Source organism: Ruminococcus sp. NATIVEDY161 (assembly GCF_045819895.1).
In the GTDB taxonomy this organism is placed as follows: domain Bacteria; phylum Bacillota; class Clostridia; order Oscillospirales; family Acutalibacteraceae; genus Ruminococcoides.
The window spans coordinates 745,151-760,002 of sequence record NZ_CP162392.1 but is presented as its reverse complement, the minus strand read 5'-3'; the positions used below and the strand labels follow the sequence as shown (position 1 = coordinate 760,002).

The 14,852-nt window shown below is 42.9% G+C and carries 11 protein-coding genes, 1 tRNA gene and 1 CRISPR repeat array; of the genes, 11 read left to right on the top strand and 1 reads right to left on the bottom strand.

Annotated features, from left to right (window positions below):
• Positions 1–12: 12 nt before the first annotated feature.
• The gene (locus AB1I50_RS03630) at positions 13–1,803 is read left to right on the top strand and encodes a GmrSD restriction endonuclease domain-containing protein (RefSeq protein WP_407724877.1); all 1,791 of its coding nucleotides are present in this window, start codon (positions 13–15) and stop codon (positions 1,801–1,803) included.
• Positions 1,804–1,945: 142 nt separating this feature from the next.
• Positions 1,946–2,293 (top strand): DUF4160 domain-containing protein, encoded by a 348-nt coding sequence (locus AB1I50_RS03625; RefSeq protein ID WP_407724876.1) that lies wholly within the window; start codon positions 1,946–1,948, stop codon positions 2,291–2,293.
• Positions 2,294–2,579: 286 nt separating this feature from the next.
• Here the strand turns inward: AB1I50_RS03625 and AB1I50_RS03620 are convergent.
• Positions 2,580–2,655: transfer RNA gene (locus AB1I50_RS03620), tRNA-Trp, on the bottom strand.
• A gap of 557 nt (positions 2,656–3,212) precedes the next feature.
• Between AB1I50_RS03620 and cas3 the strand changes: the two genes are divergently transcribed.
• From cas3 to mobP3, 9 genes are all read left to right on the top strand, one after another.
• Positions 3,213–5,387, top strand: coding sequence for a CRISPR-associated helicase Cas3' (gene cas3, locus AB1I50_RS03615; RefSeq protein ID WP_407724875.1), 2,175 nt, complete (start codon positions 3,213–3,215; stop codon positions 5,385–5,387).
• 13 nt (positions 5,388–5,400) lie between these two features.
• Positions 5,401–6,126: a type I-C CRISPR-associated protein Cas5c gene (gene cas5c / locus AB1I50_RS03610; RefSeq protein WP_407724873.1), complete on the top strand. Its 726-nt coding sequence runs from the start codon at positions 5,401–5,403 to the stop codon at positions 6,124–6,126.
• On the top strand, positions 6,120–7,940 hold the full coding sequence (cas8c, locus tag AB1I50_RS03605) for a type I-C CRISPR-associated protein Cas8c/Csd1 (protein WP_407724871.1): 1,821 nt from the start codon (positions 6,120–6,122) through the stop codon (positions 7,938–7,940). Before cas5c ends, cas8c begins: the two co-directional genes overlap by 7 nt.
• On the top strand, positions 7,934–8,785 hold the full coding sequence (gene cas7c / locus AB1I50_RS03600; protein WP_407724870.1) for a type I-C CRISPR-associated protein Cas7/Csd2: 852 nt from the start codon (positions 7,934–7,936) through the stop codon (positions 8,783–8,785). The genes cas8c and cas7c overlap by 7 nt, the downstream gene beginning before the upstream one ends.
• Positions 8,782–9,414 (top strand): CRISPR-associated protein Cas4, encoded by a 633-nt coding sequence (gene cas4 / locus AB1I50_RS03595; protein WP_407724869.1) that lies wholly within the window; start codon positions 8,782–8,784, stop codon positions 9,412–9,414. The genes cas7c and cas4 overlap by 4 nt, the downstream gene beginning before the upstream one ends.
• Positions 9,411–10,433: a type I-C CRISPR-associated endonuclease Cas1c gene (gene cas1c, locus AB1I50_RS03590; protein ID WP_407724867.1), complete on the top strand. Its 1,023-nt coding sequence runs from the start codon at positions 9,411–9,413 to the stop codon at positions 10,431–10,433. The genes cas4 and cas1c overlap by 4 nt, the downstream gene beginning before the upstream one ends.
• A 9-nt stretch (positions 10,434–10,442) precedes the next feature.
• The gene (gene cas2 / locus AB1I50_RS03585; RefSeq protein WP_407724865.1) at positions 10,443–10,733 is read left to right on the top strand and encodes a CRISPR-associated endonuclease Cas2; all 291 of its coding nucleotides are present in this window, start codon (positions 10,443–10,445) and stop codon (positions 10,731–10,733) included.
• A 145-nt stretch (positions 10,734–10,878) separates the two neighbouring features.
• Positions 10,879–12,453: direct repeats of the CRISPR family, unit length 33 nt; unit sequence GTCACGCCTCGCAAGAGGCGTGTGAGTAGAAAT.
• 314 nt (positions 12,454–12,767) lie between these two features.
• Positions 12,768–13,190 (top strand): ribbon-helix-helix domain-containing protein, encoded by a 423-nt coding sequence (locus AB1I50_RS03580; protein WP_407724864.1) that lies wholly within the window; start codon positions 12,768–12,770, stop codon positions 13,188–13,190.
• On the top strand, positions 13,183–14,712 hold the full coding sequence (mobP3, locus tag AB1I50_RS03575; RefSeq protein WP_407724862.1) for a MobP3 family relaxase: 1,530 nt from the start codon (positions 13,183–13,185) through the stop codon (positions 14,710–14,712). The genes AB1I50_RS03580 and mobP3 overlap by 8 nt, the downstream gene beginning before the upstream one ends.
• Positions 14,713–14,852 lie beyond the last annotated feature (140 nt).

Here is a 14,852-nt window from a genome sequence, read left to right as displayed (position 1 = left end):
GAGAGGATAATAATGTCAGAAATATTCAGTGTTACTTCATTTACTGTGAACCAGCTTATAGAAAAAATAGATACTGGTGAATTGGGATTACCTGAACTCCAACGTCCATTTATTTGGAGTGATACCCAAGTTCGGGATTTGTTCGATTCTATGATGCACGGATATCCGATTGGGTATCTAATGCTATGGGAATGTCCTGAACTTAATAAAAAAAAGACCATTGGAGCAGAAGCTCATAGTTATGATTCTCCCAAAGAGGTTATTATTGATGGGCAACAGAGATTAACATCTCTATATGCTGTTATGAAGGGCAAAAAGGTAATCAATAAAAAATTTGATGAAAAAACAATAGTGATCTCATATTGCCCGCTAAAGAATAAGTTTGAGGTTGGGTATTCTGCAACAAAAAAGGATCCTGAATGGATCTACAACATCAGTGAACTATATACCTCAAATAATACATTTAAGTATATAGGAGAATTCATTCAAAACTTACAGGATTATCGCATAAAAAAAGGTGACACGCTTTCGGAAGATGAACAGAGAGTCATACCTGAAAGAATAAATGCTGTGGTTAATCTTAGAAATAACACCTTGCCAGTATTTGATATCAAGTCTCACGCCGAAGAAGAGGCTGTATCAGATATATTCGTAAGGGTTAATTCCGGTGGTGTGAAGCTAAAGCAGAATGATTTTATTTTGACACTTCTTTCATTATACTGGGATGAAGGACGGCGAATGATAGAAATATTCAGCAAAGAATCAACGTATCCTTCAAAAGGAAAAACCACTTCGTACAATCAAATCACTACGGTAGACGCGCAGGACATTATCCGTGTTGTAATGGCATATGCGTTTGACAGAGCCAGATTGAAATACGGGTACAAATTGCTTCGAGGTGCTGATTTTGAGAAGCGTGGTGCTGTTGATGATAATCTTCGTATACAGCGCTTTGACACACTAAAAGGGAAGTTGCCTGATGTTCTTAATGTTCACAGTTGGCATGAATTTCTTAAGGCTATTATGAATGCCGGTTATTTATCCGGCGATCTTATCTTATCAAGAAATGCAATTTTTTATAGTTATGCATTTTATTTGATTGCAAAGCATAGATTTAATGCGTCCTATAATGATAATATGCATTTAGCATCTTTGTGGTTTTTTTATGCTTCTTTAGTTTCTCTTTATACAGGTTCATTTGAATCAACAGTCGAAAACCATTTGAACAGTATAAAAGAGTTATCAACTCTTGACGAGTATGCTGGTTTTATCCTTTCAAGAGTTAATGAGCGCTTAACAAATGATTTTTTTGATATTACACTCGTTGGATCTGAAGGCTTGGCTGTATCCGGACGAGGAAATAATGCATGGAATGCATATGTTGCATCGTTGAATATTATGAACGCGAAAATTTTGTTTTCAAAGAGTAATTTACTTGTTTCAAAATTGTTTGAAACTGGATCCGATGGAAATAGAAAATCACTTGAAAAGCACCATTTATTCCCAAAAGCATATTTGAAATCGATAGGCTATTCAGATTCAAAAATCAACCAAATGGCAAACTACGCTTTTATTGATTGGAAAGATAATATGGATATTCTTGACGCCGCTCCGTCAGTATATTATCCTGTCGTTTGCACGGAAATGTCCGAAGAAGCCATTTACCAAATGGAGGAAGAAAATGCACTGCCACATGGATGGGAAAAAATGGCATATGAAGATTTCCTTGTTGAGAGGAGAAAATTGATGGCTTTAAAAATCAAGGAGGCCTTTAATCTGCTTAAAAATAATATTTCGTTTTAGCCCCGCAATAGATTCTTTATTATAGGAATACTATCAAAAGGGGAAAAAGAATAGTTTGATTTAGGACTATGCTCGAAAACCAAATGTAAGATGTAAGAGTGTATTTTTTCTATCTATGTTTTTGATAGGAAGGGGGAATAAAATGGATCTTGCTGATGCTTTTGAGATAAGAAACTTTTGGTGTAATTTGGTTGGTATTAGAATCATTGAAAGAAGAGAACTAATTCAGAGATGCAATTCTTCCTTGAAGTTTTGTATATATGATGAAAAATTCGGCAAGCACGATAGACCTCATTTTCACGCATTTATAAACAACCAAAAAGTAGCTTCAGTATTCCTTGACACTTTAGAAGTTGATTATTTAGGGACACAAGTAAAAAAAAGGGATAAAAAAAATATTGAAAAATGGGTGAAAGATAATAAAAAATCTATACTGGAAATTCGACAATTGCCAGATGGAACCTTTGAGATACCTTTTGATAAGTTTTAGATATGAAGAAAAGATATATGCGACTATTTGTAATTATCAGCCCTAAATCCAAATATTACGGTATAGTCCTAAACGATATAGGTACAAATCCAAACGATAAGGGTACAACTCCAAACGATAAGGATAAAAAACTAAACGATATTATTTTATTACAATAGAAAAATCCCCGCGTGAGAGACCAATATATGCCTCTCGGCGGGGATTGTTATTTGGCTGTGTGTCTTAAAATGGCTTGCATATGCGAAAAATAAGACTCAGGGATTGTATCAATTCCTGAGTCATTAGGTGGCAGGGGCAGAAGGACTTGAACCCTCGGCACGCGGTTTTGGAGACCGCTGCTCTACCAACTGAGCTATACCCCTAAATATTTTATCGCTGCACGTGAGCCTCGCTCACTTGCAGGAAATATCATAGCATATACATGTGATTTTGTCAAGATGTTTTCTTGATAAAAACGCGGAATCGCAAGTCTTTTTAAAAGATTTTGCCCGGAAAGACGTGCGTTTCGCGTGCGAGTGGTAAAGCCGTTATGATAAACTATGCCGCACTATTCACACACATTTTCCGTGGTCTGTGACCGCTGCTCGACTTTATTTGCAACCAAACGTTTTGAGTTTATTTTTTCAGCGGCTGCGATGTGGCTGCCGAATTGAAGAAATCCCCATAGCTTGACAAAATGCCAAGTTGTGGGGATTTTTTATGCCCAATACCTTGTTGTCTTGTTGCGAGCATTGTCCTGAAAATGGGATAATGGTTTTGAGATAATAATGGTATCGAAGCTATTATTTTATTATTTTACTGTAAGGTTAAGGGTATAAAGCAAGCGAAATTCGGGAGTTTGCACAATTATATCTTGAACTTGCTTAAAATATTTGGTATAATATTTTCAAAATTTGTTTATTCTTACGGGGGATTCTTGGTGAAAATAGCGCATATTAACGAAATAACGCAAAAGGAGCAAACAATCCAGGAGCACAGCGAAGCGACCGCGAAAATCGCCTCCGGTTTTTCCATTGCGCCGCTCAAGACATTTATTTATAATTTGGGGTTACTGCACGACATCGGAAAGTATCAGCAATCCTTTCAGGAAAAGATTGTGGATGGTAAAAACATCCGTGTAGAGCACGCGGCTTGTGGTGCAATTGATTTTCCTAAAAGAGTCGGAACGGTATTTGATTTAATGGCGCAATTCTGTATCGCCGGACACCATACCGGTCTGCCGGATGGTGGAAATATGGCAAATGATACTTATGATTCAACACTCTGCGGACGGCTTTCAAATCCGAACAGATTTGACGATTATTCTGATTATTTAAATGAATTGAAACCGCTCCAAACAGACGAAAAAGAAATCATTTCTCTTTTTAACGATGTACGCAATGATAGAGAAGCCTTTTTGGAGCGATATGCTTTTTTGACGCGTTACTGTTTTTCCTGTCTGACAGATGCCGATTCGATAGATACAGCCCATTTTTGCGCAGGTAGAGAGGAGAGAACGCTTATAAGTGATTTTTCAGCGTGTCTTGAAAGGCTCAACTGCCGTTTGGATTCGTTTGTCAGTGTGACTGATTTGCAGCGCGCCAGATCGAAACTTCAGACACAGGTATATGAAAAATCCGGCGAGGATGCTCAAATATATCTGCTGGATATGCCTACGGGCAGCGGCAAAACCTTGTGCAGTATGAAGTTTGCGTTAGAGCGTGCGCTCAAAACAAACAAAAATCGGATTATATATGTTATTCCGTACAACAGCATTATCGACCAGACAGTTAATGTGTTTGAGGAATTGTTTGGAGACAGCGCGCAGATTTTGCGTCATCAATCCTCTTTTTGCGTGGACGACTGCGATTATAATGAAGACTATAAACAATTATTGAGAAATGTCACGGAGAATTGGAACGCGCAGATTATTGTGACAACCTCCGTTCAGTTCTTCGAATCCGTTTATAAAAACAAACGAAACCGGCTCAGGAAGCTGCATAACATGGCAGACAGTGTGATTGTTCTTGACGAGGTACATATGATGCCGATGCCATATTTGCAACCCTGTTTGAGGGCGATGGCGCAGATTACCGGATTGCTCAACAGTGAAGCATTGTTTTTGACAGCCACCATGCCGGATTTTGAAAAGCTGGTTCATACTTACGCCTTGCCGGATACAAAAATTTGCGAAACGGTTGAGGATAAATCCGAGTTTGCACTTTTTCGCAAATGCGAATACAAGAACATGGGAGAAGTCAGCGCGGATATGCTGATGGTCGATGCACAGAGCAGTCCGTCTGCTCTAGTCGTAGTGAGTCGCCGAAAAACCGCGGCAGAACTATACAAAATGGCTTCGGGCAGGAAGTATCACCTGTCTACCTATATGTCAGCATTTGACCGTCAGTTGACAATCTCTGCCATCAAAGAAGATTTAGAAAAGCTGTGCGCCGATTATCCTGATTTGAAAGATGTACCCGAGGAAAGACGGGTGACGGTGATTTCCACATCATTGATAGAAGCAGGCGTTGATTTGGACTTTTACGCAGTTTACCGCGAATTATCGGGACTCGACAGCATATTGCAGGCAGGAGGAAGATGCAACCGCGAAGGAAAGCGGCAGAACGCTGTTGTTAAGGTGTTTGAATTGGATAGAGTATCCAATGAGGCAAAGGTAAATATAACCAGGCATCTCATAAAAGAGTATCGGGATATTTCCGATGAAAAATGTATTCGTGAATATTACAGAAGATTAGTAGATTTCGAGGACGAGGAAATCAAAAGCAACACCATTTCAAAAGACTGCGCAAAACCAAAAGACTTACCATTTGCTGATTACGCCAAAAGGTTTAAAATGATTGAAGATAATTCGGTTGCCGTAGCTGTTGCAGCAGATGAGCAAAGCAAAGAACTGATAGACAGGTTGATGGATACCGGATACACCGATTATCGCAGACTTCAAAAATATACCTTTACGGTGTATGAAAATGAGCTGAATGATTTGATAAAGCAAGGTGCTGTCAAGGAATACGGCGGAGTGTTTTGCTTGATAAATCCCGACTACTACAACAGAAAAACAGGAGTAAGCTTTGAAGCGCCGGATTATTATATTTGACAGGAGGTCATACATGAAAGGTTTTAAGATTATAGCAGAGGGAGACTACGCGCTGTTTACACGTCCGGAACTTAAAGTGGAAAGAGTCAGCTATGATGTTCCGCCACCCGGAGCGCTGGAGGGAATGTTGAAATCTGTCTATTGGAAGCCGGCTATCCGCTATGTGATTGACAAAATCATCGTATTCAAGCCTATTCGTTTTGCCAACGTGCGGCGAAACGAGCTAAAGGATAAGGTTTCACTCCAGAAGATAAAAAGCCAAATGAGCGGAAAGGGCGCAGACCCGTGCATCTTTGCCGCGGAGGAACGCACACAGCGGGCGTCTATGTTGCTAAAGGACGTTTGCTACGGCGTAGAATTTCATTTTGAAATGACCGGCGTCAAGAGCGATAAAGCCGACGAGGACGAGAAAAAGCATTATAACATCATCAAACGCCGTCTTGAAAAGGGGCAGACCTTCCGAACGCCGTGCTTTGGCTGTGCTGAATTTCCTGTCAAGCGTATTGAATTAGTGGAAGATTTTGATTACTCCAAAATTCATCCGGAAATTATGTCTATGGGCGATACCGACCTTGGGTTTATGAGCTACCGCGTGAATTTTGAGGACAAAGGTATTCCGCTGAACGGCGATTGGGATAATCCCGTGTTTTCTGACAGAGCAACGACAGCGTATTACCGACCACACATGGTTGGCGGCGTGATTGATGTGAGAAAATACCGTGAGGTGATAAAATGCTGATATCTGCGCTGTGCGAGTATTATGATGATTTGGCGCGTGACGGAAAGGTTGTGCCGGAGGGATATTCCGAACAGGCTGTTGATTTTTTGGTTGCCCTTGCTCCGAACGGAAAGATAGAAAGTATCATCGACTGGCGGCTGACAGAACAAGTCCCCATGAAAAGCGGCAAGATGAAGGAACGAAAAACATCAAGAACGGTTTTGCTGCCAAAACGCACGGAAAAGCCGGGCATTGATTTCAATTTTATTGAACACCGTCCGCTTTATATCTTTGGTTTGAATTTTGATTCCGGCAATCTGACGCCCGACGACCATACAGATAAAGCCAAAAAATCACATGCATTATTCCGTGAAAAAACCTTGACCACACTTGAGGGCTTGGACTCTCCTGTTATTAATGCGTTTCGTGAGTTTGTCAGCGATTGGAACCCAAGCGCGGAAACCGAAAATCCGGCACTGCTTTCCCTAGGGAAAGCCTACTTAACCGGCAAATACGCATTTTGTTTAGGCGGTCACCCGGATGTGCTGCTGCATGAGGATTCGCAAATAAAAAGCGCGTGGCAGTCATTCAGAGAAAAGACAAACGATACATCCGAAAACCTAACGCAGTGCGCTGTCACAGGCGAAAACCTCCCTATTGCCCGTATCCACAACAAAATCAAGGGAGTTGCCGGCGGTCAGGCTTCCGGAACGGTTTTAGTGGGATTTAAAACTACCGCCGGCTGTTCCTACGGAAATGAGCAGTCATTCAACAGCAATATTTCTGAAAACGCCATGAAAAAGTATACCTACGCGCTCAATACACTGCTTGCGGACAGAAGACACAAACAGTTGTTGGACGATATAACCGTTGCGTATTGGGCAGTGGGCGGAGAAAAGCACGAAAAATATGTCGACTGTCTCAGCTATTGTCTTTTCGGGGATGACGACAAGACGGATAAAGACGAAGCCGAAAAAATGCTGCACAGCTTAGCGGAAAAATCACGCGAGGGAACCGTTTCTGCTAATATCTTAGCTTCCTTTGATGAGATAGACGAAAACGTCACTTTCTATATTTTGGGAATCAAGCCGAACGCCTCGCGGTTATCTGTTAAGTTTTTTTACCGGCAAAAATGCGGTGATTTGTTCAAGGCAATAGCGCAGCATCAAACTGATATACAAATCGGAAAGGATTTCAGACCTATTCCGCTATGGCGGCTGAAAAACGAGTTGAAATCACCGAAAAGCAACAAGGAAAACATCGACGCTTCTTTGCTGACGGCAATTTTCAAATCCGTTATTTACGGAACTCCGTATCCCGGCTATTTGCTGTCGGGTATGATGACCAGAGTTAAGACAGACCGTACAATGAATGATGTGCGGACAGGCGTTATTAAAGCGTGTATAAACAGAAAAGCAAGAGCGAGAGGACAAAAGGAGGAATTGCAATTGGCTCTCGATACACAAAACACCAACCAGGCGTATCTCTGCGGAAGGTTATTCGCCGTACTCGAACACATACAGCAAGCTGCCGCAACCGCAAAACTCAACCGGACAATCAAGGATGCTTACTTTTCGTCGGCAGCTTCAAAGCCGGCGCTGGTTTTTCCAAAGCTATTGATGCTTTCGCAAAATCACATAAAGAAGCTGAACGAAAAAAACACCGTGTTTTACAATAAACTGATTACGGAAATTGTCGATAAGCTAAATGGCGAATTTCCCAATACATTATTGCTCGAAGATCAGGGCAGATTTATGATTGGCTACTATCATCAAGACCAAATGTTCTATCAAACAAAGACACAGGATAACAAGGAGGAACAATCATTATGCTGAACAACCGCTATGATTTTATCATGCTTTTTGATGTAGAGAACGGAAACCCCAATGGTGATCCGGACGCAGGCAATACACCTAGAATTGACGCGGAAAGCGGCTACGGATTTGTTACGGACGTTTGCTTAAAACGCAAAATCCGTAATTATGTGGAACTGGTTAAGGATACGGAGCCGGGCTACAATATTTTGATAAAGGCAGACAAGTCGCTTAACACCAAGTTTGCCGAGGCGTATGACGCCGCAAATCTGAAAAAAGGTCAAAAAGGAAAGAATCCTGACGACGTACAGATTGCCAGAAGCTATATGTGCAAAAACTACTTTGATGTTCGTGCGTTCGGCGCTGTTATGTCCACGGGCGACAACCCTTGCGGCATTGTCAGAGGTCCCGTGCAGATTAATTTTGCGCGCAGTATTTCGCCTGTGAATATTCAGGACATCACTATCACACGTCAGGCGCGCACTACAGACGACAGAATGGAAACAGGTGCAACGGAGATGGGCAAAAAGAGCATTGTTCCTTACGCCCTCTACCGTGCCGAAGGCTATGTTTCCGCCGCGCTTGCCAACAAGGTGACAGATTTATCCGAGGAAGATTTGGAGCTGCTGTGGACGGCAATTATCAATATGTTCGAGGAAGATCACAGTGCCGCGCGTGGCAAGATGTGCATGAGAAAGTTAATTGTTTTCAAACACGACAACATTCTCGGCAATTGCCCCTCGCATATTTTGTTTGACAAAGTAAAAGTGGAGGAAACTGCGTATCCTCCGCGCAAATTCGATGACTATAAGATTACGGTTGACGCCGAAACGCCAAACGGTGTTGAGCTGATTGAAAAAATATGACAGAGGAATATATTTCCATACGTTCAATCCAGCATTGGCTTTACTGCCGTCACCGCTGGGGATTGCTGGAAATTAATTGTGCATGGGCAGAAAACTATTATGTCACAAAAGCAAATCTGCTGCACAGAAGGGTACATGAAGATAACCGCTACGTTTCAAAAGCAAAGATTTCTTATACCGGCGTAACGGTTTTTAATGATTTGCCGCAGTATAATTTAGTCGGTGTCACTGACTGTCTGGAGGAATTGCAGGGGCGTTATACCATCGTGGAGTATAAACCCACCCGGCCGAAGCACGAATTATATCGTCACGAGGATTTAATGCAGGTTTTTGCACAGAAAATTTGTGTGGATTATGTGTTTCGCTGCAACAGCACAGGCGTATTGTATTATGCAGATACGCGAAAGCGGGTTGAATTACCATTGCAGGAAAACTATGATGATTATGACGCTGAACTGAAGCAAATTTTGCAGGAAATGCGAAAGCTTATGCAAGAAGGAGTCATTCCGCCTATCGAAAAAGGACAAAAGTGCGGCGGGTGCTCAATGAAAGACCTGTGTATGCCTGCCCGCGGAAAACACGTCAGTTTGCAAAAAACCATTAATCAGCTTTTGGAGGAGAACCCATGAGAAAGCTGCTAAACACCATTTATGTGACAAACGAAAACGCTTATCTTGCTTTGGACGGAGAAAACCTTGTGTGTCGTTTGGACAACAACGAGAAATTCAGGATACCGTTCGACAATATTGAAAATATTGTGTGTTTCAGCTATCTTGGATGTTCACCTGCGCTGATGGGAAAATGCGTTGAAAAAAACATTCCGATTAATTTTATCTCACCTTACGGTAAATTTCTTGCAAAGGTTTGCGGAGAAACGAAAGGAAATGTGTTTTTGCGAGTATCTCAAATTGATGTTTTCCGTGAAAACGCGCTTATTCTGTCAAAAAACACAATGGCTGCAAAGTTTTGCAATTCGGTTCAGACAATAAAACGTACCTTGCATGATGTGTCTGAACTGCGCAATAATTCAGAGCTTCAGGCAGCTGTTGCGGTGTTGAGCAAAGGAGTAGAAAATCTGACAGCGGCGAACAGCATTGAACAAATTCTGGGAATAGAGGGAAATTGTGCACAGGCATATTTTTCCGTATTTGATAAGCTAATTACCCGGCAAAACAGTGATATTCATTTTTCGTACAGAAACAAACGTCCTCCGCTTGACGAAGCCAACGCACTGCTTTCATTTGTCTATACGCTCTATACCGCCGAATTTGCCGCTGCTCTCGAAACCGTGGGGTTGGATAGCTACATTGGATTTTGCCACGCTCTGCGAAGCGGACGACATTCGCTTGCCTGTGACTTAGTGGAGGAAGCAAGGTGCTTGGCTGATAGATTTGTTCTGACATTAATTAATCTGCAAATTGTTAGAAAAAAAGATTTTGATACACAGATTTCCGGTGCAGTGTGGTTGAATGACAACGGCAGAAAAAAGGTGTTGTCAAAATGGCAGGAAAAGAAACGAACGGAATACCTGCATCCATATCTTAAACAAAAAATACCATTTGGATTAATTCCGTATGTCCAAAGCAATCTTTTGGCAAAATATGTTCGCGGAGAAATAGAAGAATACCCATGTTTTTTATTGAAATAGGAAATTGTTATGATGGTAATCATCAGTTATGATGTTTCAACCTCTGACCCCGGAGGAAAAAAGAGACTGCGCAAGGTTGCAAAGGAATGTCAAAATCATGCACAAAGAGTGCAGAACTCTGTGTTTGAAGCTGATTTGGATTATTCTTCGTTTTTGAGACTAAAAAGCAGATTGACAGAATTAATTGACCGGGATAAGGACAGTTTAAGATTTTATTATCTCGGCAATAATTGGGAGCGAAGGGTTGAACACATCGGAGCAAAGCAAACCTATAACCCGGAAGGAGTTATTATCCTGTAAGGCGAACCTCCGATAAGTTGATTTTGGCGGTATCTTCGCCTGAAAAAAACAGGAAAATCACAAACAATTATTCTCGGATAGAATAATTATATCAAGTTGTCCGCCTCTATTGTGGCGTAAATCCGCGAAAACACAGCATTTTGCGGTCACGCCTCGCAAGAGGCGTGTGAGTAGAAATGATAACAAGCCCGACAAAGCCTTCGGCGTGTATGTCACGCCTCGCAAGAGGCGTGTGAGTAGAAATACAAATAAGCCGTCAATTAACAATGTTACATTGTGTCACGCCTCGCAAGAGGCGTGTGAGTAGAAATAGCGAAACTCTGAGAGCCTTTAAGCGTATAGCGGTCACGCCTCGCAAGAGGCGTGTGAGTAGAAATTTTACGAAGAACCTACAACAAAGAAAGAATATACGGTCACGCCTCGCAAGAGGCGTGTGAGTAGAAATGTTAATTATCTGAAAAGTCAGCCCAAGCATAAGCCGTCACGCCTCGCAAGAGGCGTGTGAGTAGAAATGTCGTTAATGCAGGGTGGCGAACACATCGCTGTGTCACGCCTCGCAAGAGGCGTGTGAGTAGAAATGTTATTTCGGCTATTGAGGTAGCTTTCGCGATCGGTCACGCCTCGCAAGAGGCGTGTGAGTAGAAATTTGTTATCAAGGTGAATAACACTATCCTTGCCGGTCACGCCTCGCAAGAGGCGTGTGAGTAGAAATATACCCTGGTTCAGCCTTGTTGCCCGGACTTACAGTCACGCCTCGCAAGAGGCGTGTGAGTAGAAATTATCAGAACCGCTCCTGCTTTGATACATTCGTATGTCACGCCTCGCAAGAGGCGTGTGAGTAGAAATTTCACCGGGCGGCGAGGCGTTCAGCGGCATAAAAGTCACGCCTCGCAAGAGGCGTGTGAGTAGAAATATGACAATAAGCACTGGATATCCACAGCAGATAATGTCACGCCTCGCAAGAGGCGTGTGAGTAGAAATGTTAAGCTCGAGCAGGAGGTTAAAGTTTTAAATCGTCACGCCTCGCAAGAGGCGTGTGAGTAGAAATTTTTGGATAAATGTAAAGAAGTGTTATAGGATTCGTCACGCCTCGCAAGAGGCGTGTGAGTAGAAATAGTATTCCATATACGTTTGACAACACACTGCCAAAGTCACGCCTCGCAAGAGGCGTGTGAGTAGAAATAAATGCGATATTTGGCAATATACCGAGAACGGCGTCACGCCTCGCAAGAGGCGTGTGAGTAGAAATGCTTGCCGATAGCGGATTCATCACCTAACGCTAAACGTCACGCCTCGCAAGAGGCGTGTGAGTAGAAATATGAAATTAACGTTTATTCAAACAGCACGCGCGACGTCACGCCTCGCAAGAGGCGTGTGAGTAGAAATTGCAAAGAACGGCACAAAGCCTAAAGAGTACCTGTCACGCCTCGCAAGAGGCGTGTGAGTAGAAATTGCAAAGAACGGCACAAAGCCTAAAGAGTACCTGTCACGCCTCGCAAGAGGCGTGTGAGTAGAAATCCATTCACGGCTGCCTTTGTGAAACGTGCGAAACGTCACGCCTCGCAAGAGGCGTGTGAGTAGAAATGAGTGTAAGACCGCAAATCCATTACAGTATCAGGTCACGCCTCGCAAGAGGCGTGTGAGTAGAAATAAGCGGTTCGGGTCGCTACAGAATACGCCGCCGCCGGTCACGCCTCGCAAGAGGCGTGTAAGAAGAAATAGCTATCCAACTCAACGGAGCGTTAGTTAATTGCCAAACATTGCATTGCAGATATTACCTTAAAAAGAATCTTTGAAATAAATGAAAAGGAAGTTATCCTCTTGCCCCGGCAAGGGGATTTTTTATAGCCCAAAACGCCGGTGATTATTGGAAGCAGGTAAAAGCGAGCCGTCCTTTTGGGGACGGCCCGCGAAAGACATCGGACGGCAGAGCCGACCGTTATGCAGTTTTAGGCGAACACGCGCAACGTTTGCTGAGGGGTTCCTCAGTATTTGCGGCGTTTGTGTGAACGGAGATATTTTTAGGAGGAAACTATGGAAGAATACAAGAAGGTTACTATCAGTTTTACAAAAGATCAGTTGGAAAAAATGGATGAAATCATGTCAAAGGAGCAAGGCTACTCACGCAGTTCATTGGTGCGTGAAGCGGTTGATTACTACCTCGGATACCTTGCTCAAAAAGGCAGTGTCAGTTATTTGTCGCCGATCATCAGCCAAAATATCAAGCTGGTGCTCGGGAGATTTGAAGAAAACCTGAGTGAGATGTTGTTCAAGTTGGCAGTCGAGGTGAGCAAAAGCAATATCCTTTCTGCGCGTAACTGTGAGCTAAACGACTACGCTTTGAATTATTTGAATGATGTTTCCGAGCAGCTTGTCGCGGAACACAACGGTGTGCTTGATCTTGAAAGCGCGCAGGATTTCGCTGACGCTGATTATTTTGGTGATGAAAATGGCTAAGATAATTGTATCATGTCGCTTCCAAAAGAGCGCAAAGGATATGGCTGATCTCATAAGATACATGGCTACCCGCGAGGGTGTTGAAAAGTTACCAAACAGCAAGAGATTCAATATCGCTTCTTCAAAACAGCACGACCTTATTCTTTCTGTGGTGAAGCATTTTCCTCAAAGCACAAAGTTACTTGAATATGATGATTACTATGCTATGCCCACAATAGAGAACGCGAATGAATATCTCGATGCAGTTGCGGAAAGATATGCTGACAGAGCGGATGAATTGAAGGGTTTGGTCAACTACATTTCCAACCGACTGGGCGTTGAAAAACTCGGTTCCCACGGATTGTTTACACAATTCGATATGCCGATTGATCTCAATACCGTCGCGGAACGCGTAGCGAATCACGACGGTGTTATCTGGACAGAGGTTGTAAGTCTGCGCCGCGAGGACGCTGAGAGGTTACACTTTAACAACGCCGAAGTGTGGAAAAATCTTGTTCGCCGCAACATGAACGAGATTGCACAAGCCCATCGAATCAAGATTGAAGATCTGGAATGGTACGGTGCGTTCCATAATACAACGCACCATCCGCATATTCATCTGGTGATTTTCTCGAAAGGTCAGGAGGGATTTCTTTCTGAAAAGGGAATAAAAAAACTGCGCCGCGCGTTTGGTCAGGACATCTTTCGTGACGAGCAGTACAAGCTGGCGACAATCGAAACCGGATATCGGAATGAGCTGAAAGATAATTTGGCTGACCTTTTACAGCAAATCCAAATGCGGCAATCGATCCTCAACGCTGACTATTATCTTTTTCTGTTGAGAAAAATCAAGGATGAATTACAACAGCAGAAAGGGAAAAAGCTCTACGACTACCTACCGAGAAAGATGAAAGGATTGGTTGATTTCGCTCTGCATGAGTTTGCTAAAGAAAGTGATTTAGCAGAGATCTATTCAAAATGGAATGAAGTCAACCGCGAAAAGTTGAGCCTCTACTACGATACAAAGGACAAGCCCGACGTGCCGATCGAGAAGAACCCGGAGCTTCGGTCACTGAAAAATTTGCTTATCAGGACTGCGTTGAGTATGAATTTTAATGCTTCGGTTGCGGTAAATACCGCGCGTATTGGTTTCCTGTTCTCCATGCTGGCAAAGCAAATCGTCAACAGTGCCGGAAAAAGGTTAGACGAGCTCAACAAGATGATGCCCTTAACGGACAGCAAAGAGCGAGCTAAAATCCGAGAGAAAAAGCTGGCTCACGGGCAGAAAGGAGGTGCAGACGGCTACGGCACTGATGATGAAGTTTACGACAGCCAAGCTGCGGAAGGTATTCTCACCATGCTTGACTACTTGATTTCGCTTGGTAATCAGGAAAGTGAACATGATAACGAGGAACAGAACACGCAAACAGCCGACGAGTTCAATTTTGACAACGCCTATGCTGAATATCTGAATGATGAAGATATCGGCTATGACGATGACCTCGATGACGAGGATGAAGAATATTTCGGACTATCTATGTGAACAACGAGATTAGCGCGCTGTTTCGCCGTATTTCACCCTGTGTGTGGTTTGTTGGAGATAGGTGAGAAAAGTTATCCGTCAAAACTATTTGCTCCGTTTTTGAGCGTTTGTCGCGGGTTGTGAGTGATGTGGCACATTCA

Coding starts and splice junctions, on each gene's coding strand:
- AB1I50_RS03630 (WP_407724877.1), top strand. CDS start 13: ATGTCAGAAATATTCAGTGTTACTTCATTTACTGTGAACCAGCTTATA.
- AB1I50_RS03625 (WP_407724876.1), top strand. CDS start 1,946: ATGGATCTTGCTGATGCTTTTGAGATAAGAAACTTTTGGTGTAATTTG.
- cas5c (WP_407724873.1), top strand. CDS start 5,401: ATGAAAGGTTTTAAGATTATAGCAGAGGGAGACTACGCGCTGTTTACA.
- cas8c (WP_407724871.1), top strand. CDS start 6,120: ATGCTGATATCTGCGCTGTGCGAGTATTATGATGATTTGGCGCGTGAC.
- cas7c (WP_407724870.1), top strand. CDS start 7,934: ATGCTGAACAACCGCTATGATTTTATCATGCTTTTTGATGTAGAGAAC.
- cas4 (WP_407724869.1), top strand. CDS start 8,782: ATGACAGAGGAATATATTTCCATACGTTCAATCCAGCATTGGCTTTAC.
- cas1c (WP_407724867.1), top strand. CDS start 9,411: ATGAGAAAGCTGCTAAACACCATTTATGTGACAAACGAAAACGCTTAT.
- cas2 (WP_407724865.1), top strand. CDS start 10,443: ATGATGGTAATCATCAGTTATGATGTTTCAACCTCTGACCCCGGAGGA.
- AB1I50_RS03580 (WP_407724864.1), top strand. CDS start 12,768: ATGGAAGAATACAAGAAGGTTACTATCAGTTTTACAAAAGATCAGTTG.
- mobP3 (WP_407724862.1), top strand. CDS start 13,183: ATGGCTAAGATAATTGTATCATGTCGCTTCCAAAAGAGCGCAAAGGAT.